This window comes from Pirellulales bacterium, assembly GCA_035499655.1.
Classification (GTDB): Bacteria; Planctomycetota; Planctomycetia; order Pirellulales; family JADZDJ01; genus DATJYL01.
Map to the genome: position 1 here is coordinate 38,425 of DATJYL010000056.1, position 19,315 is coordinate 57,739.

16 protein-coding genes are annotated in these 19,315 nt (G+C 54.9%); 14 read left to right on the plus strand and 2 right to left on the minus strand.

The window, feature by feature from the left end; genetic code table 11:
- Positions 1-355 precede the first annotated feature (355 nt).
- Entirely contained in the window at positions 356-2,299 is a 1,944-nt protein-coding gene (locus VMJ32_03795; protein ID HTQ38123.1) for a hypothetical protein, read from the plus strand.
- 62 nt (positions 2,300-2,361) lie between these two features.
- Here the strand turns inward: VMJ32_03795 and VMJ32_03800 are convergent, their stop codons facing one another.
- On the minus strand, positions 2,362-4,536 hold the full coding sequence (locus VMJ32_03800; protein HTQ38124.1) for a hypothetical protein: 2,175 nt from the start codon (positions 4,534-4,536) through the stop codon (positions 2,362-2,364).
- A gap of 201 nt (positions 4,537-4,737) precedes the next feature.
- On the opposite strand from VMJ32_03800, the gene VMJ32_03805 reads away from it, so the two are divergent.
- From VMJ32_03805 to hemQ, 12 genes are all read left to right on the plus strand, one after another.
- Positions 4,738-5,472, plus strand: a complete 735-nt coding sequence (locus VMJ32_03805) for a dolichyl-phosphate beta-glucosyltransferase (GenBank protein ID HTQ38125.1) — start codon at positions 4,738-4,740, stop codon at positions 5,470-5,472.
- Positions 5,473-5,614: 142 nt separating this feature from the next.
- Positions 5,615-6,061 carry a TIGR03067 domain-containing protein gene (locus tag VMJ32_03810; GenBank protein HTQ38126.1) on the plus strand — a complete coding sequence of 149 codons (447 nt, stop codon included), beginning with the start codon at positions 5,615-5,617 and terminating at the stop codon, positions 6,059-6,061.
- 316 nt (positions 6,062-6,377) lie between these two features.
- On the plus strand, positions 6,378-6,869 hold the full coding sequence (locus VMJ32_03815; protein HTQ38127.1) for a response regulator: 492 nt from the start codon (positions 6,378-6,380) through the stop codon (positions 6,867-6,869).
- A 429-nt stretch (positions 6,870-7,298) separates the two neighbouring features.
- Complete coding sequence (locus VMJ32_03820; protein HTQ38128.1) at positions 7,299-9,344, plus strand: serine protein kinase; 2,046 nt, start codon at positions 7,299-7,301, stop codon at positions 9,342-9,344.
- Between the two features lie 57 nt (positions 9,345-9,401).
- A complete protein-coding gene (locus VMJ32_03825; protein ID HTQ38129.1) occupies positions 9,402-10,517 on the plus strand; it encodes a DUF444 family protein in 1,116 nt (371 codons plus the stop codon).
- 77 nt (positions 10,518-10,594) lie between these two features.
- Positions 10,595-12,109, plus strand: a complete 1,515-nt coding sequence (locus tag VMJ32_03830) for a SpoVR family protein (protein HTQ38130.1) — start codon at positions 10,595-10,597, stop codon at positions 12,107-12,109.
- Positions 12,110-12,358: 249 nt separating this feature from the next.
- Positions 12,359-12,838: a hypothetical protein gene (locus tag VMJ32_03835; GenBank protein ID HTQ38131.1), complete on the plus strand. Its 480-nt coding sequence runs from the start codon at positions 12,359-12,361 to the stop codon at positions 12,836-12,838.
- Positions 12,839-13,036: 198 nt separating this feature from the next.
- Entirely contained in the window at positions 13,037-13,699 is a 663-nt protein-coding gene (locus VMJ32_03840; protein ID HTQ38132.1) for an RNA polymerase sigma factor, read from the plus strand.
- Between the two features lie 110 nt (positions 13,700-13,809).
- Positions 13,810-14,256 carry a hypothetical protein gene (locus tag VMJ32_03845; GenBank protein ID HTQ38133.1) on the plus strand — a complete coding sequence of 149 codons (447 nt, stop codon included), beginning with the start codon at positions 13,810-13,812 and terminating at the stop codon, positions 14,254-14,256.
- A gap of 14 nt (positions 14,257-14,270) precedes the next feature.
- Positions 14,271-15,605, plus strand: coding sequence for a hypothetical protein (locus VMJ32_03850; protein HTQ38134.1), 1,335 nt, complete (start codon positions 14,271-14,273; stop codon positions 15,603-15,605).
- A 74-nt stretch (positions 15,606-15,679) separates the two neighbouring features.
- Complete coding sequence (locus VMJ32_03855) at positions 15,680-16,621, plus strand: hypothetical protein (protein ID HTQ38135.1); 942 nt, start codon at positions 15,680-15,682, stop codon at positions 16,619-16,621.
- 31 nt (positions 16,622-16,652) lie between these two features.
- Positions 16,653-17,489 carry a hydrogen peroxide-dependent heme synthase gene (gene hemQ / locus VMJ32_03860; GenBank protein ID HTQ38136.1) on the plus strand — a complete coding sequence of 279 codons (837 nt, stop codon included), beginning with the start codon at positions 16,653-16,655 and terminating at the stop codon, positions 17,487-17,489.
- Position 17,490: 1 nt separating this feature from the next.
- Here the strand turns inward: hemQ and VMJ32_03865 are convergent, their stop codons facing one another.
- Positions 17,491-18,291 (minus strand): YdjY domain-containing protein, encoded by an 801-nt coding sequence (locus VMJ32_03865; GenBank protein ID HTQ38137.1) that lies wholly within the window; start codon positions 18,289-18,291, stop codon positions 17,491-17,493.
- A 133-nt stretch (positions 18,292-18,424) separates the two neighbouring features.
- On the opposite strand from VMJ32_03865, the gene VMJ32_03870 reads away from it, so the two are divergent.
- Positions 18,425-19,177: a YggS family pyridoxal phosphate-dependent enzyme gene (locus VMJ32_03870; protein HTQ38138.1), complete on the plus strand. Its 753-nt coding sequence runs from the start codon at positions 18,425-18,427 to the stop codon at positions 19,175-19,177.
- Positions 19,178-19,315: the final 138 nt, after the last annotated feature.

The window sequence follows — 19,315 nt, forward strand, 5'->3', positions numbered from 1 at the left end:
GATCAATGCACCGCAGGAAAGCAGGGAACGCAGCCCGGTAGCGCCCGCAAACTCTGCGCAATGCGAATAATCGGAATAACCTTCCCAAATCTCCAAGAAATCGTTCGGAAAACCGCTACAGTTTGAAATCAGTGTTGAAATGGGTATTTTAATAAGAATGCGAAAAAAAATTTCCGTAGAAAGTCGGCAAATATCGCAATTCTTGCGTGCGACATGCGAACTGCTGTCAGCGCGTTACTCCGACTGAAACATCGGCCAGTTAAGTCAGGTACAATGCTGGGTTACATTGGTTCAAAAACCAGACCTTATTCTGCTACCGATGCCGCTCTGACCGAGCATCATCGATGCATTTGCCATGCGTCTTTCCTTCCTTATTCAACCCTACACATTCAACAAAGAACGCCCGACAAAGGATCGAAAAATGGGGCCAGATAAAATCGAATGCCTTCCGGCGACCCTGGTGAACGCCAAATCCGACTGTCACCAGCGTCACTTTTCCAGCGTGTTGTGGTGGATGTTTGTCCTGCTGCTGTCAGCGTTGGGCGTGTCTTCCGCCCAGGCCCAGCATGTGTCAGCAGAAAAGCTGTTGCCAAAGAACACGCTGGCCTACGTGCATGTGGCCAGCGTTCCTGAGTTAGTCGAGGCATTCCAGCAAACCAACTTGGGGCGAATGATTGCCGACCCTCAAATTCAGCCCTTTGTCACCAAGCTGTACGAAGCCGCCAACAATGCCCTGACCCAAGTGAAGGAGAGCACCGGGCTATCCCTGGACGAAATTGCACACATTCCTCAGGGAGAAATTACGCTGGCCATGTTGCCTACCGGAAAACCTATTTCCGAGGGCCCATCGAAACCTTTCGGATTCGCTGCCTTGGTCGATTGCGGCAACAGTATTGAATCGGCCCGCAAATTCACCGATACCATTCACACCGCACTGGAACACAACGGCTACGTAGGAAGGCAGGAAAGTGTCGATGGATTTGTCATCTCGATTTACGAACACGGCGGCGACTCTCCGTCGCTGGTATCGGTGGAGCGTGACAACACCCTGGTGTTTTGCACGAATTTAGATGTCGCCAAACAGTTGCTGTCGCGCTGGACCACCAACAATGAAGATTGCTTGGCGGAAAACCCACGGTTCGCAGAAGTCATGAACCATTGTCGGGGCACCAAAGACGAAGAGCCACACCTCACGTTTTTTGCGGACCCCATTGCTATTTTCTCGGAAATTGCCAAAACCGATGCCGCGGCACAATTGGCTTTGTCCATTCTACCAACCATTGGATTGGATGGAATCAAAGGCGTGGGAGGAAGCTTCGTTCTGGCCACGGAAGATTTCGACGGCATCTCGCAATTCTATCTGGCCCTGGGCTATCCTCGTTCCGGCGTGCTGGAGCTCCTTGCGCTTGATTCTGGCGACGATACGCCGCCGACTTGGGTGCCCGGCGACACTGCCAGCTTTTCATCCCTCCATTGGAACTTGCAACAGACTTTCGACAAGGGGACCAAGCTGGCCGATACCTTTAACGGACCCGGCGCAACGGCGAAAAAAATCAACGACCGCGTGCAGCGTCGGACGGGAATTGACTTTGAACACGAATTGCTGCCCGCTCTCACCGGCCGATTTTTGCACTCTACATGGTTCGAACAGCCTGCCAAGCCCGGCATTGGTGCGCATAACTTATTCGCCTTGCAGCTGCGCGATCCCAAGGCCTTCAACGATATCTATCAAAAACTTATCACCAATTTAGGACCGCGATTAGACAAGAAAGCTTTCGCCGGCATCGACTATTACGAAACCAACGGTCCAACTTATTTCGATCTACTATTCCTTGCCTTTGATGGTCCCCGGCGCCGCGAAGACGAAACCCGCCCCGTCCCCTGCATGGCGATTCTGGACGATTGGCTGCTGATCAGCGATCGGGCTGGCATTTTAGAACACATTTTTTCGCACCGCGATGAGGTCGAAAACGATCTGGCTTCTTCGCTCGACTTCAAACTTATCGCCTCCAAAGTCTCTCGGCAGCCGGGCGGCGACAAGCCGGGCATGCTCAGTTTTAACCAATCTGGATCCGGCCTGAAGTATTTGTACGATCTGGCCGCTTCTGACGATGCCCGCCAGACTCTTCAAAAACGGGCAGGAAACAGCCTGTTTTTCAGTGTGCTCAACCAGGGGTTAGATCAAAACCCGCTGCCGCCGTGGGACGTGATTTCGCGCTATTTGGCCCCCGAAGGCGCCATGGTCACCGATGACGAGTCCGGCATTCATTACATGTCGTTCGCTTTGCGGCGAAAATAACACATGCGCAGGATCAAGCTCAGTCGTTCGTTCCGTTCGTAATCCAAAACTACCTTGCGCTGCTAATTCATGGTTCGTATTGGCAAACTTGCTTTCGCTTCCGGTTCGCAATCGGGCAATAATTCGACGGGCGCCCCTTCTAGCGCTTTTTGAATTTCGGCATCACTGAGGCGATAGATCAGAATCGAGTGACCCACATTATCGTCGGGTTCCCGTTGCCGCAAAAACGCGCACAGCCGTGCCATCTGCAATTGCTCATACAGCTGGCAAACCTGATCCATGCTTGGCGCACCAATGCTCGACGTAATCTGCTGAATCGCATCCGCATTCCCGCCTGCTTGCCGATAGGCGAGTACTGCCTTACTAAGCTGTTGATACAAATCTTCGTATCGTGCATTCCATTTTCCGGGAAACTTAAAATAAACGCCTTCAAGCATGGTGGCGCTAATGCAATAGGCGCCGCCAGCCAGCGGTTTGGGAACGCCGGGCGCTGGTACGTCGATGAACCCAGGCAGCCTGATCGCATCAATCCCGTAATACGTGGAAGAAGCCTCTCCGAAATACGACAGGTAAACGCGTCGGGGATCATGGGTATCATCCGGATGCGCATCCAGCCAACGCTTTAGCTCTTTCAAATCTTGACCCCAATCGAGCGAACTGTCGACCAAATGCTTGTAGCCTTGCGCCGGCCCGCCGGCCAACACGTTGAAATACGCCAAATAGTCCGGCCACATCCACAGGCCCTCGAGCATGGCCAGCACTAAGGAACCAGCCAGCAAGACTCGGGCCCCCCACAGCACTTGATGAGAGAAGCTCGGCGACGACGGCGCAACATCAACGGCTTTACGGCCTGTCTCCCTGGGCTGGTTTGCCAAGGACTTAGGCCACGCCCGAAACCAGCATGCCGCGGCCCCGGCCAAAATAAACATCGGCGGATAGGTGGGCAACAAATGCCGCTGTCCAATGTTCAAATGACTGGTCAGCGAAAACATCCAGTACACCGCCAGCAACACCCACAGCGGCGTCAACGAATACAGATGGCCGCTTCCAGGATTTGTAGAAGACAGCCTACCGTCGCGGCCGCTCGTTCCCCGCCAGAACCAGGCTCCCGCCGCCCCCAACAGCAATATCACAAACACTTCCAAACGCGTTTTCACGGCCAGACAATACGGAAAGAAGCCGAGCCAGCCGTGAGTCCCAAATTCACCGTTCAAAAACGCGCGCCGGGCTTCGGTGGTCGAAAGCGTATAGGAAAAGCCGTACAAAAAAGGCTCCGGCAGCCAGTGGCGCTCGCCGATGAATTCGACGACCGGCCGAACCATGCCCAAATGGTCTGCAAAATACTCCCAGGCCGTGGTAAAGGGAACTTCTTGCCTAGCACTAGGGTTCAACGTGGCATATCGAAAGCCGTAGGAGGCCCAAATCAAAAGATCGACCACCAACAGTTGGAGTAGCATCGCGCCGGCTAGCACCGCCAGTTGCTTCAGCCGGCCGCGAATTGCATACCGCCCCCCCAAGGCCACAACCAGGGGCTTCGAGTTGCACAGCCGCACGCCCAACAGCAGCAAGCCCATCGGCACGATCAGCACGCCGGAAAACTTCGACAACACTAGCCCGGCCAGCGTGAAGCTGCTGATCGCCACAGTAAAGGGAGAAACACGCTGCAAGAAGGTCCACAAAGACCAGCTGGCAGCCGTAAAAAACAAGGCTCCCGCCAAATCCGACGTCACCAACCAGCCGTTGCCCAGCATCGTCGGCGAGAAAGCGTACAGCGACAGGCTGATCAAACCGCCGATTACGCCAAACAACTGTCGCGACCAAAAATACACCACCGCTCCCAGTGCGGCGCTCAACAAGCCAATCATCACCCTGCCTTGAAAAATCAGGCTGTCGGCGTCGTTGCCGGAAGCGTACAAAAATTCGTTGGAAAAATCGTACCGCATGCCGTTTATCCAAGCGGAATCGTCAGCCGGCGGAAATCGATTCCCCTCTAACCAAACCGGCACGGCGGCCCAACGCTGCGGCCAGTTGCCGCTTTCAGCATTTAAACGGTAATCGTTGGCCACCCAATAACTTTCTCCAGCCGCTAAATGCAAGCCTTCGTCAAAGGTGAGCGTTTTGCGATGGGCAGCGCTCAACCCCAACCACAGATGGCAACCCAAAAGCAGAGCCACCGGCCACAGACTGTGCAATAAAGCATGAACCCAACGTGGCGACGATTGTGGGTCGTTGTTCATGGAAACAGACGCTCGGCATAAACCATGGCCTTAAACATTCATCCTGTCTTGCATCACCGCCGATTGTCAATAAAGCTAGAGAGACTGCTTGAACATGGCTCGACGGTGTCGATCGGGAAAATCACTGTCCGAAATTCGATCTTCCCACTCCCGGAGGCGTCAGGTTAATTCGCCGCCACATTCTTAACCAGCCCTTCGCTCATGCCACAGACAAATCCCGCGATTTTCTTGTCCGTCGTTATCCCGGCGTTTAACGAGGAAGCGCGTTTGGCTGAAACCTTGGCAGCGGTCGGAAATTTTCTCAATCGCCAAGCGTACTCCTGGGAAGTAGTCGTCGTGGACGATGGCTCCACTGATCAAACCGCGCGGGTCGTGACCGATGTCCGCGCATTGGATGCCCGGTTCCAATTGCTGCAATACCAGCAAAATCGGGGCAAGGGATATGCAGTCCGTTATGGCATGCTGCACACCAGCGGAAAGTACCGTCTGTTTATGGATGCCGACAACTCCACAGCCATTGATCACATCGCCCAGTTTCTCACGCTACTGGAAACGGGAACCGACATGGTCATCGGCTCGCGCGCCGTCTCAGGCGCCAATGTTCTCGTTCACCAACCGCGCGGGAAGGAATGGTTGGGAAAGCTCGGGAATCGATGGATCCGGTTTTGGGCGGTCCCGGGCATTAAGGACACGCAGGCAGGTTTCAAAGCGTTCCGTGCTGAAGCGGCAGAAAACCTTTTCTCCTTGCTGACGATCGACCGTTGGGGCTTCGACGTGGAACTTTTGGCCATCGCACAACACCGAGGCTACAAAATTGCCGAGTGCCCTATCCGTTGGACCAACGATCCGCATTCCAAGGTAACGCCCCGAGCCTACCTTGAAGTGCTGAAGGAAGTGCTGAAAGTGCGGCTTAATCTCTGGAGAGGCCTTTATTGAGCCAATCACTTTCCGCCGCGCATAGCATCGTCTCTAATCGATCAAACCAGCGGCCGCCGCTGGCACTCAGCGCATGCTAGACTTTCCATAGTACCGAACGCCGTTCGGACCGTGTTGCCTATCTGTTTAAGGGAACTGCTCCATGCAGCGATTACAAATCATAACGTCGTTGGTGGTTTTGGCGGCGGCAGCATTACTCATCAACCGGGCTGCCGCTGATGAATTGGAAAACGATTTTCTAAAATTGCAGGGCACGTGGACGCTGTACTACGCCGAATGGGAAGGCTCCAGTTTCCTCCCCGGCGCAAGCGTTCGACTGGAAATGAATAACGATCGTTACCTTTTGGCGCCTAATACGCCTTCCGCCACTTTAGGCGGTTTCGCCCTGTTCCAAATGACCTGGCCCAGACAAATCAATTACGTCCCGCTCACCGGTCCCAACGCGGGACAAATGTGCTTGGGAATTTATAGCGTGACTGGGAACATCCAAATGGTTTGCTTTGCCCCGCCGGGTCAGCCTCGGCCAACGGATTTCACGACCTTTCCAGGAAGCGGTCGCATGTTGAACGTCTGGCTCAAACAACAGTGACCCTCGGTCAAAGACGAGCCTGAATATCCGCTCGTCCTTATTTCTGGAAACTAATGCGGCTCAGCCTGTACGAATGAGATCGTTGATCCAAGGCAAAACGGGCTCGCCATCTACCTAATCTTTCCTAAACCGCCAAAAACCAATTGGCGGCTTGCATTTCCAGCCACGGCGCGATAGGCATATCGTATCGCTAAATTCATTTCTGCCCGTTCTCCCTCCCCAACATGTTGCGGCTCTGGATCCACGCCGCTAGGGCGGGGTGTAAACTTTGGCTCACTTGCCTCTGGCGAAAGCCATCTGCTTCAAGGACCTTTCCATGACGGAAGCCGGCAAAACAAAAACCGCTCAGCCTAAAGCCCCCTCGCAAAAATCGGCCGCCAAACATCAACCGGATGGACCGCAACGAGTCGCCCCACAAACAGCCGCTACAGCCAAAGTCGCCTCATCAACCAAGCGAATTTTACTGGTCGACGACGATCAGGAAATTGTGGAATCGATGCGAATGGCATTGGAAGCCCACGGCTACCAGGTAATGGTTGCTCGTGATGGCAATCAAGGCTTAGTCCTGTGCGAACGGGAGGATCCCGATTTGGTGATTCTCGACATGATGATGCCCAAACGCAGCGGATTTTTGGTCCTCGAAAAACTCCGCCGCACCCGGCCCGTGCCGCTGCGGATCATTATGATTACCGCCAACGAAGGCAGCCGCCACAAGGCCTATGCGGAGATGCTGGGCGTCGACGATTACATCCGCAAGCCGTTCGCCATGGACCGGCTCATGGAAAGCGTCGAACGCTTGTTGACCTAGCGCATCGGGCTGGTCCAGCCTCCATTCCGCTTTTGCTGCTGCCATTTTTTCGCTTTGCCGCCATTTGGCCCAAAAACTGCTATTGATTCAATCGGGGTTTGTGGAAATACTTAGGATAGTGGGCACAGAGCATGCCAGCCGCCCAACTATTTGCTGGTCTGCCACGAACGAGAAGTAGGCTCCCGCCAGTCCACCGCCTCGACACCACTCATCCTGCTCTTTTGCAACCCTCTCTTACGCTTGCAGAGGCTCTGCGAGTTCCTAGGCGTTTCGTTGGTAGCCGTACTTAGCTTACATGCTGCGCGAAACACCACCACTGGAGTTCCGGGCTTTTGCCTGCGCGTAGGGCCATATGACCTGTAGATATTCCCTTTGACCATAGCGCCCATGAATCCCTGACTCCCGAACTCCCGACGCGGAGGACTTGCCATGACCGGCGGCCGCGAACTTGTTTCTCTGATTGGACAACGACAAGACCTGGACCAATTTCGTAAAAAAAACTGGGAAGGGACTTTCGACCAATATCTTGATGTCGTTTCTCAGGATGGCCGTGTTACACGCAATGCCTTCCAACGCGTGTACGACATGATCCTTTCCTACGGCACCGAAACCTATGAGGTCGCCCGCGAAAAACGCCTCCACTACAAGTTTTTCGGCGACCCCGATTTCGGCGGCCGCGACGCCGTGTTCGGGCTAGATCAAGCCCTCACGCAATTGGTCAATGCCTTCAAAAGTGCGGCCCAAGGCTACGGTATCGAAAAGCGGGTCCTCTTGTTACACGGCCCCGTCGGAAGCAGCAAAAGCACCATCGCTCGGTTGTTGAAAAAAGGCCTGGAGCGTTACTCGCAGGGGGACGATGGCGCCCTCTACACGCTGGGCTGGGTCGATCTGGAAGATCCCGATCAGGTGCATTGGTGCCCGATGCACGAGGAGCCACTGCACCTAATTCCGTCACGCTTCCGCGACGAAATTCAAACACGCCTGAATGCCAAGCGCGCCCCGCACGATTTCCAAGTCCGCATCCAGGGCGAGCTGTGCCCCTTCTGCCGCTATGTTTATGGCGAACGCCTCAAACGCTACGACGGCGATTGGACCCGCGTCATTGCCGACGTCCGCGTCAAGCGGCTCATCCTGAGCGAGCAAGATCGGTTGGGCATCGGCACGTTCCAACCCAAGGACGAAAAAAATCAAGATAGCACCGAGCTCACCGGCGACGTCAATTATCGCAAAATCGCACAGTACGGCAGCGACAGCGACCCACGCGCCTTCAATTTCGATGGCGAATTCAACATCGCCAATCGCGGCATCATCGAATTTGTCGAAGTACTCAAGCTAGACGTGGCGTTCCTCTACGACCTGCTGGGCGCCAGCCAGGAACACAAAGTCAAGCCCAAGAAATTCGCGCAAACCGACATCGACGAAGTCATCGTCGGCCACACCAACGAGCCGGAATATCGCCGTTTGCAAAATAACGAGTTCATGGAGGCGCTCCGCGACCGCACCGTGAAAATCGACGTTCCCTACGTCACCACGCTGACCGACGAAATCAAAATTTACGAGAAAGATTACAACAAGCAAAAAGTGCTGGGCAAGCACATCTCTCCCCACACCATCGAAATCGCCGCCATGTGGGCCATTCTCACGCGGCTGGAAGAACCCAAAAATGCGAACCTTTCTCTGTTGCAAAAGCTCAAACTTTACAACGGGAAAACGCTCCCCGGCTTCACCGAAGACAACGTGAAAGAACTGCGCGAACAAGCCGCCAGCGAAGGCATGCTCGGCATTTCGCCCCGTTATGTCCAAGACAAAATTTCCAACGCCTTGGTCTCCCACCCCGAGGCCACCAGCGTTAACCCATTCATGGTGCTCAACGAGTTGGAATCGGGCCTGAAACACCACAGCCTCATCACCAACGAGGAAACGCGCAATCACTACCGCGAACTCATTGGCGTGGTCAAGCAGGAATACACCAACATCGTGAAGAACGAAGTGCAACGGGCCATCGCCGCCGACGAAGATGCCCTCAAGCGCCTCTGCTCCAACTACATCGACAATGTCAAAGCCTACACGCAGCGCGAAAAAGTCCGCAACAAGTTTACCGGCCAATACGAGGAACCCGACGAACGGCTGATGCGTTCCATCGAAGATAAAATTGACATCCCCGACAGCCGTAAGGATGATTTCCGCCGCGAAATCATGAACTACATCGGCGCGCTGCTCATCGACGGCCGCACTTTCGATTACAAAAGCAACGAACGTCTCCACCGCGCGCTGGAACTGAAGCTATTCGAAGATCAAAAGGACACCATCAAGCTCACCAGCCTGGTTTCCAACGTCGTCGATGCCGACACCCAAGCCAAAATCGACGTGGTCAAAAGCCGCTTAATCCGCGATTTTGGCTACGACCAGGAAAGCGCCACCGACGTCTTAAACTACGTCGCCAGCATTTTCGCCCGCGGCGATGCAAAACAGTAAACAGAATATGGAAGATCCATCTGCGGGGCACGCCCCCGCGCTTGCGGTTTAGCTGTTATGGTTCTTAACATCGATCACGATCATCGTCGCTTTCGCCACATTGTGCGGGGCAAAATTCGCGAAAATCTGCGGAAGTACATCACACATGGCGAGATGATCGGCCGCAAAGGGGGCGACTTGGTCAGCATCCCGCTGCCGCAACTCGACGTGCCACACTTTCGCTATGGAAAAAACGGCTCCGGCGGAGCAGGGCAGGGCGATGGCGAAGTAGGCCAGCCCATTGCCGGCGGGGGCGGCGGAGATAAAGGCGATGGCAAAGGCCACGCCGGTAGCGAGCCCGGCCAGCACATCCTGGAAGTCGATGTGCCGCTGGAAGAATTGGCGGCCATCCTGGGGGACGAACTGGAACTGCCCCACATCGAGCCCAAAGGCGCCGCCACCATCAGCCAGGAAAAATCAAAGTACGACAGCATCCGCCGCACGGGCCCGGAATCGCTGCGCCATCGCAAGCGAACGTATTTCCAGGCCTTGCGACGGCAAATCACGACCGGCACCTACGATCCGCACAAGCCCCTGATCGTCCCCATTCCTGATGACAAACGTTACCGCTCGTGGAGCACGATTCAACAGCCCCAGGCCAATGCTCTCATCATTTACATGATGGATGTCTCCGGCTCCATGACCGACGACCAAAAGGAAATTGTCCGCACCGAGGCCTTCTGGATCGACACCTGGCTCAACAGTCAATACGACGGCGTCGAAGTCCGTTATATCATTCACGACGCCGTGGCCCGCCTGGTCGATGAAGACACGTTTTATCACACCCGCGAAAGCGGCGGCACGCGCATCAGCTCGGCCTACAAAGTCGCCGGCGACCTCATCCGCCGCGAGTTCGATCCCGCCGCCTGGAACATCTACGGCTTCCAGTTCTCCGACGGCGATAATTGGGGGGAAGACAACGACCAAAGCCTCCGCTTGTTGGCCGAAGATTTATTGCCCACTGTCAATTTGTTCTGCTACGGCCAGGTGGAAAGCCCCTACGGCAGCGGCGAATACATCCGCGCCCTCCGCAACCGCTTCGGTGAAAAGCACGACAAGCTGGTGCTCTCGGAAATCGAAGACAAAGAAGGCATTTACAAATCGATCAAAGCATTTCTCGGTAAAGGAAAGTGATATCAAGCCGCGACCGTTGGTCGCGCCGCCGACCGATCACCGCTTATCGCTAGTTGCTAACCGCTAATCGCTTGATCATGGCCACCGTCACCCATTTCGATCCGTTGCCCGGTTACCTGGCCGACATCCAGCGGCAAATGGAAGAATACGCGCGCGGCTATGGGCTGGATTTTTATCCCACCATTTTCGAAGTCGTCGATTACGACCAGCTCAACGAAATCGCGGCCTACGGCGGTTTCCCCACGCGCTATCCGCACTGGCGGTTCGGCATGGAGTACGAACAGTTGGCCAAAGGCTACGAATACGGCCTGCAAAAAATTTACGAGCTCGTCATCAACAACGATCCCTGCTACGCCTACTTGATGCGGTCCAACCACACGACCGATCAAAAACTGGTCATGGCCCACGTCTACGGCCACTGCGATTTCTTCAAAAACAACAATTGGTTCAGTCAAACCAATCGCAAAATGATGGACGAAATGGCCAATCATGGCAATCGTGTGCGGCGCTACATGGATCGGTTCGGCGTGGAGGAGGTGGAAAACTTTATTGACGGCTGCCTGAGCATCGAAGATTTAATCGACGTTCATGCGCCGTTTATCAAACGCACTGCGGACAAGCCCAAGTACGAATTCAAACGTGCCGACGAGGAAGAACTATCGCCGGTGGCCGGTCGCTTTGCCGCCAAGCATTATCTCGAATCATTCGTCAATCCGCCCGATGTCTTGCTGGCCGAATCGGAGCGGATGCGGAAAGAAAAAGAACTCGAAGAACGTCGCCCCAGTGGCCCAGCCCGCGATGTGATGAAATTCATTCTCGACCATGCCCCGCTCAAGCCCTGGCAGTCCGACGTGCTGTCGATCATCCGCGAAGAAGCCTATTATTTCGCCCCCCAAGGCCAAACCAAAATTATGAATGAAGGTTGGGCCAGCTACTGGCACAGCACCATTATGACCCGCCAAGGGCTGGAGCCGGCCGATGTCGTCAATTACGCCGATCATCACAGCGGCACTATGGCCAGCAGCCCCACGCGGCTCAATCCGTACAAGTTGGGCATCGAATTGCTGCGCGACATCGAAGACCGCTGGAACCGCGGCCGCTTCGGTAAGGATTTCGACGAGTGCGACGACATGGGCCAGCGCCGTGCCTGGGATACGCACGCCGGCCTGGGCCGCCAAAAAATCTTCGAGGTTCGACGCATTTACAACGACCTGATGTTCATCGACGAGTTCCTCACGCTTGACTTTTGCCGCCAGCACAAACTATTCTCGTTCAACTACCACGACGACACCGACACCTACAACATCGAAAGCCGCGAGTTCCCCAAAATCAAGGAACGGCTGCTGTACAACCTTACCAACATGGGCCGTCCCATCATCCAGGTGCGCGAGGGCAACTACAAAAATCGCGGCGAGCTATTCCTGGAACACCTACACAATGGCGTCGATTTGCAAATCAGTTACGCCCATGACACGCTAGCCAATCTGCACCGCCTGTGGACGCGCCCCGTGCATATCGAAACCCTGGTCGAAGGCAAAAAAACTACGTTTTCGTTCGACGGCAGCGAGCACAAGACCGAAACCGCCAAATAACTTACAAAGCCGCGACCGTTGGTCGCGCGAAGTGCGATCCGACCGAACAATCCGCTTGCGGCTTAGCAGGAACCGATAACCGGTGACGACCTTCAACCATCCTGGCAACTAAACTTTTAGACTCTTCGACGATTAGACTTTTAGACCGTGTGACCCCCCTGGCCCATAATTTGCAATAACCTCTCCCGCTTCTCGACGATAACACCATTAGCAAAACACCTTTGATTCCTCTGTTTTGTGAGATTCGCCATGACTCTTAAATCTCAAGCCCAAACCGCTCTAACCAATCTGAATGCGTCGAATCAAACGTCACAAACACTTGCCATTGCCGATGGCGGCCAGCGTTTGACCGCCCACCTCGTCGCTCTCGATGCCTTGGCACTGGCGTTCGAGCACTTGACCCTGGTCAGCGACGCGCTTGCCACGGCCCCCATCGACCAGCTCAAAAAAGTAGCCGATTCACTTTCCAAGCGGCTCACCTATTTGTTGGAACCGATCAGCCCGATCGAAGTCGATGCCGATCAGTGCGTCGTTCAGCTCCGCTCCAATCCGCCGCAGCGCGACGACAATGGTACCCAGTACTACGAACTGCTGGTCCGCCGAGGCGGCGAACTCAGCCTGCGTCGCTATCAAAAACAGTCCGGCGGTATTCGCCAACCGATTCCCGCCCAAGTCACCCGCGAAGTCTTCTTGCGGCTGGTTGACGATTTTGCCGACACCTCGCGGTAAATGAGCGTTCGTTTCGTCCGCTCGTCTTTATCGCCTTTCTCTGGGGCCAAGTCCCGTGGCTCCCGGCCGCCAGCCCAACTAGCGGCTTGCTCTTCCTCTGCGCCCTCTGGCGTCCTCTGCGGTGTTATATAATGCGGCAGTCATAATTGTCCTTTGTCTGCCTTCTGCTTTTTTATTTCTGTAAGATTTCCCACCCCCATGCGTCTAATGCTGTTAACCATGAGCGACAGCCCGGCCAGCGCATCCGCCGCGTCCAGCGGGATTCGTCGGACGGCTCCGGCCGAGGACGAAACGGCGCTGCTTGCGCAGGCCAAAGTCGGCAGCTCATCGGCCTTCGATCAAATCATCACCATTCATCAGGAGAAAATTGCCCGGCTGGTGCAGCGATTATTGGGCTGGCAGTCCGACGTCGACGACATCGTCCAAGATGTGTTCGTCGATGCCTTGAAAAACTTGCCTCGGTTCGATGGCCGCAGCAGTGTACTCACCTGGCTTACTCGCCTGGCCATTAACCGCTGCCGCAGCCACCAACGCCGGCAATGGCTCCGCCGCCATCTCCCGTTCGCTCCGTTTAGCCGCGACGCGCAGGCCGCCGGAGCGGAGCGCGCGAGTGCCATTACGGGCTCGTCCAGCAATGCAGAACACGAAATTATTACCGCAGAAACAATCGCTCAAGTTCACGCCGCCATCAAAAAACTGAACCAGCGCGACCGGGAAATTATCGTTTTGCGATACTTGGAAGAATTACCGATCGAACAAATCGCTCAAACATTAAAACGAACCCGCGGCGCGGTTGACGTGCGACTCAACCGTGCCAGGCGGCGACTCGAAGAGCTGCTGAAACCCTATATCGAGCAATGATTCAGAACGATCCACTCCTCCGTGCCTTACAAACTGCCGACGCTGCAGTGGGTAATCCTGCGCCCCCGGCCGATTTGCCGAAACGAGTTCGGCGACGGCATGCGCAACAAATGCGAAGCGTCAAACGGTTGAAAGTTGGCATGGTCGTTACTACCGGTGTCTTTGTCATCGCATCTGTGATTTTGCTCCACCAACGTTTGGTGCATTCCAACGCTTTAAGTGTCGGAAAAATTATCCAATTGCAATCCCAAGCCGACGCCTTGGGCGTCGAAGCTGACGCCTTGGAAAAACAATTAAATCTCGCCCAGCAAGAACAAACCCGCCAAGACCTGCGCGACGAATATCGCCGGCAACTGGCCATCGATTCACACAACGCCACCGAAGAATCGCCCATCGACCGCGCCGCCGCCATCGCCTTGTGCGAGGGGGACTATTACTGGGAACAACAAGCCCGACAACCGGCCCAAGCGGCTTACCAAAGCGTGCTCGACAACTTCCCCCACAGCCACTGGGCCGACGTGGCCAAAGAACGGTTAAGTCAATTTCAAATGAATTAAAGCTGAGGACAATTATGAAATGCAAGAACTTGGTGCATTGCATCGTCGTTTTGGCCATTTGCGCCAGTTGCATAGCTGAAATCGGTGTCGCTCAAGAAAATACCCCTGTGCAAAGATCAAACCCAGCAACCATTCCGCGACGGCCCCAGCCACAACTTAACAGAATACTGTTTAGGCTCGTCCTTAAAGGCGAGTCCGCATTGAGTGGACCATATACCGTCGACGCGCTGAAAGCGCTGTTTATCCAACGGCCTGAACTGATTGTGGACACCATCAAGGAATTCTTTCCGGACCTTGGTAAACAAATAGAGGTCCGAGCATTATCTGGTTTTGGATCCGACCAATGGGACGACGAAACCAGCGTGATTGTCTATGTTTCTCTCGCAAGCATAATATCAACTGACCGTCAGTATGCTGGTTATGACTTGCAGGTTCGTGGCATCCCATTACCACACGACATTACTCCGCCAGAGGGCAGGCAGCTGAGAGAGAAAATCTCGCGCCGAATTATAGAAAAAGTAGCTGCGGCACTCCCGGATTTCAGCCGCGATTACATAGCCAAGCGATTAAGCGATAGTCAACAACAACTCGAACAACAGCTGACAAAGATAAGAGACCAAGAGAGCCGCGCCCAAAACGACGTAATCCGCAGTAGCGGCATGCCGTCTGAAAAATACAGCGAACAGTTAGCCGAAATCAGCCGCCAGCAAATTGCGGCCAAGCTTTCGCTGGTTGGCATGGATGCGCGGCAAAAAGCAATCGATAACGAAATGGCCAAAACACAAATCAAAATGCACGATTCGGCGGATTCGGACGACACTCTCAAAAGTTTGGAACGGCTGCTGGAATTGCGAACCGAGCGGCTTGAAACCTTAAAAAAAATGCGCGATTCGGGCGTCGCGCCGACAGCCGACATGCAAGCGGCGGAAGCGGACGTTTTGAGCAGCAAAATCGAACTCGATAAAACCCGCTCCGCATTAAAACGGGCCAACGGCGGCGAGCAACTGGATGCCTGGAACAACGAACTTAGCCGCTTGGCAATCGACCGGGCGGAAACCGAAGCCCGTTTGAAGTTTTTGGGGGATGTAAGCGCCGAAACTGAGCAGCAATTGCGTGCCCGCCGTGATGCCGAAAAACAGGCGGAAGAGGCTCAACCCAAATTGGCAGAGGCCGAGAAGCGAATCGAAGAACTCTCAAAGCAACTGGAGGAAGTCAAAAAATCCCAAGAAAGCATCGAGCCGCTCCGCGTTTTGCTACCAGACGATACAGATGATACCGCAAAGTCGGCGACGGCCACCGAGGCCGATTCCGAGAAAACAGATTCTAACGCTGCTAAAAATGCAAAATGACAACTCCCACTCTTCGTAGTTGGGCGTTAGAATAAGGCGGATTCAAAAGCTATCACACACGCCAGCACTCCGCCATGAATCGATTTTCTATCTGCCGATCGCTCAGTTGCCGTTGGCAAATAGCCGCCGCAATTTTGTTATCGTTCGTCTTGTGTCATGCCCTTTCTGCAAATGGCTTAGCCGATTTATCCGACGGCAAAACCAGAATTTGCATCATGAACGCCGACGGCAGCAACTTGCAATCGCTCGCACGGGTCGAACCATACACCCGTCACGAGCAGCCACGTTTCTCGCCCGATGGCAAACAAGTGGTATTCGGCGTGAGCTGGAAGACCGATGGAACTTACGACCCACGAGTTTTCAAAGTCGCCACCGATGGCTCGGAACCGATCGACATGGGACCGGGCAAAACGCCATCCTGGTCGCCTGACGGCAAGCAAATTCTGTTTCGCATTCCACCCGATGCCGGTTTGGACATGACCGACGGCGTGTGGGTAATGAACGCCGACGGACAGGGCCGACAACACTTAATTCTCGGCTTTCAACCTTGTTTCTCCCCGGATGGCGGCCGGATAGTCTGCACCAGCAGCCACGAAGGCCAGGACAACATTTACATTTACGACGTGCTGGAAGCGACCAGCCGAAAGATTGATCCATTGCACCCCAAGATAACCGGCTACCCAACCTGGTCGCCCGATGGCACAAAAATCTGCTTCATCGGGAAAAAAGATTCCGGTGAATTTGATTTAGTCGTTGCCGATGCCAGTGGTTCGCAACCCCTCAAAGTGCGCTTGACCAGTGCGGATCTTTCGCAATCTCCGTCATGGGGACCGGACGGAAAAATCCTTATCGGCATGCGCGTCTCCGATGGGCTGCATCGGCCATTCACGCTTGATCCGAAAACTCAGGACGATCCACAGGTATTGGAAAAATTGGACGATGATCAAGAATTTCGCGATGCCAGTTGGTCGGCCGACGGTAAAAAAATTGTCGTAGTCACCGGTCGTGAAAGATGAATAATTTAACAATGGAATACCTCGAAGAATCATGGCCGAAACAACGCCGCAAGACATTTCCTTGGAACCGCTCGAGGGCTGGCATTGCAGCCATCTGTTTTACCGGTTCGACCGCGCACGGCTTGCGACCATGAGCCCGGCGCAAATTGCCAGCGGATGCGAGCAGGTCGCGGAACTGCTGAATCCGGCCGCTGCAAATGCTCCCGCCCGGTTGCAAACCAGCGTGGTCAGCGGACACAAGGCCGATTTCGGCCTGATGCTGCTCGACGCCGACCCGCTCAAAATCGGCGCCATTCATCATCGTCTGATGGCCAATCCGCTGGGTTCGGCAATTGTGCCTACCTATTCGTTCACCTCCATCACCGAAGTTTCCGAATACGTGCCCACGCTGGAACAGTATGGCCAGCGGCTGGTGGAAGAAGGGGAGCAGCTCGACAGTCCCAGCTACAAAGCCAAGCTCAAGGCGTACGAAAACCGCGAAGGCATGATGCGGAAGCAACGGTTAATGCCCGAGCTACCAGCGTGGCCCTCGACTTGCTTCTATCCGATGAACAAAAAACGGAAAGTCGGCGAAAATTGGTTTCTCCTTCCCTTCGCCGAACGTAGCCGGTTAATGGCCGAGCACGGCCGCACCGGCATGACCTTTGGCGGCAAAGTAACGCAGCTCATCACCACTTCGACCGGTTTCGACGATTGGGAGTGGGGCGTTACGCTCTGGGCCCGCAACCCACAATTTCTGAAAGAAATTGTCTACACCATGCGCTTCGACGAAGCCAGCGCCCGCTACGCCGAGTTCGGGCCGTTCTACGTCAGCTACGTTATGACGCCGGCACAAATGTTGGAACATTGCCGGATTGCGCAGAAATAGTTTATTTACTGGGAGCGTTATCCGCTCCATGGGCGGCACCAGCGCCGTTGAGAACCTTGTCAGCCCCGTCTGATTTTTTGTCCGCTCCCTTGTTTTCGATCCGCGGCATTAACACCAACAGCACTTTGGTTCCTTTCGGCGGAATGTTTTCGGTAAAGGCCTCGAACAGCAAATCGTCGTTGTCCGAAGTGCTTTCGATGGGCACGTCCAGCATGGCGTCTGGAAAGTTCGAAACGCAAATAAAATCGCCCGCCTCAGCCATGTAATACTGTTTTTTGGTAGCCTCATCGGTATAAAAACCGCTGCCGGCAAACACCCATCCTTGCTCCATTGCTTTTTTGGTTTTCACGTCGCGCACCCAATCCTGGGCGCGATCCTTGTGTTGGTCTCCCTTATCGTCCGTCCAGTACGCCCAAATGTCGACGGGGGTTCCCGCCGGGGGCGCAAACTTGGGTTCGTACTTCACCGTCGTGCCAGGCACGGCCCCAACTTCCAACAGCGCCGCATGGACAACAAATGCTTTGGTGTTGACCGCCACGACCGATTCATGCTCCTTCGTCCCTTTGGTCACCGCGAACATTTCCAACGGACCGCGCGTCAGGCAAATCTCGCCTTGCATGACAACCTGTCTGTTTTTGAAATCGATCCACACGTCGTAATTCGGCATCAGCCGCTTGAGCGTGGCGGTGGGATCAGCCGGATTTTTAGGTTCCTCCGCCCACAACTGGCTGGCAAATAAAATGATCGCGCCACAAACGCTCAGGACCCACGTGGCAACATTTCCAAGTTTACGAACCTGCATGCTGGTCCTCCTATGCCGCATTGGTATCTTGCATTCGATGCGTGCCGACGGGCCGACAAACAATTTGCACGCTCCGATTACTTGCTAAGATAACGCCATCACACACAAGCAATCAATACGGCGAACGATCAATATGACGACGCAGCGGAAGTTAATCGAAAATCTTGCGGCGGTTCGCGGCCAAATTGCCGAGGCGGCGCACCGCAGCGGCAGAACCCCGGACGAAATCACGCTGGTGGCCGTCACCAAATACGTGACCGCCGACATCGTGCAGCAGCTTGTGGCCGCAGGCTGCCACGATTTGGGCGAAAGCCGTCCGCAGGAACTGTGGGCCAAGGCCGAGGCAATTCAAAAATCTGCCGCCCTGCAACCGACGACCAACAAACCCAATGCCGGTACGCAACCCATCCGCTGGCACTTGGTTGGGCACTTGCAACGCAATAAAGTTTCGCGCACCTTGCCGCTGGTATCGCTGATTCACTCGGCCGATAGCCTGCGGCTGCTCAATGCGATCAATCAAGCGGCCGCCGGTTCGAACCGCCGCATCCCCGTGCTGATCGAGATAAACATTTCCGGCGACGCCGCCAAACATGGTTTCCAACCCGACGAAATGGAACCGGCTCTGCCGAACATGACAGTCTTTTCGTCGCTGGAAATCCGTGGACTGATGGGCATCGCCAGCCGCGCAGGCGATCTTGCCCAAGCCCGCCGCGAGTTCGCCCGGCTGCGAGAGCTGCGCGATCAACTCCGGCGCGTCGCGCCCCCCAATCTCCAATTTCACGAGCTCTCGATGGGCATGAGCGGCGACTTCGAAGCAGCCATCGAGCAGGGCGCCACGTTGGTGCGGATTGGCGCGGCGCTGTTTCAGGGCGTCATTGAACAGTAAGAGCCACCGGACAAAACTAATCTTGCGTTGGTTGTTGAGTAGGGATCAATATGATGTCCTTTTGTGTTTCGGATCAAGTCGAATCACGGAGGGATGAAGGCCATGGCAGGTAAATTATTACCAGACGAGTTGTGGGAC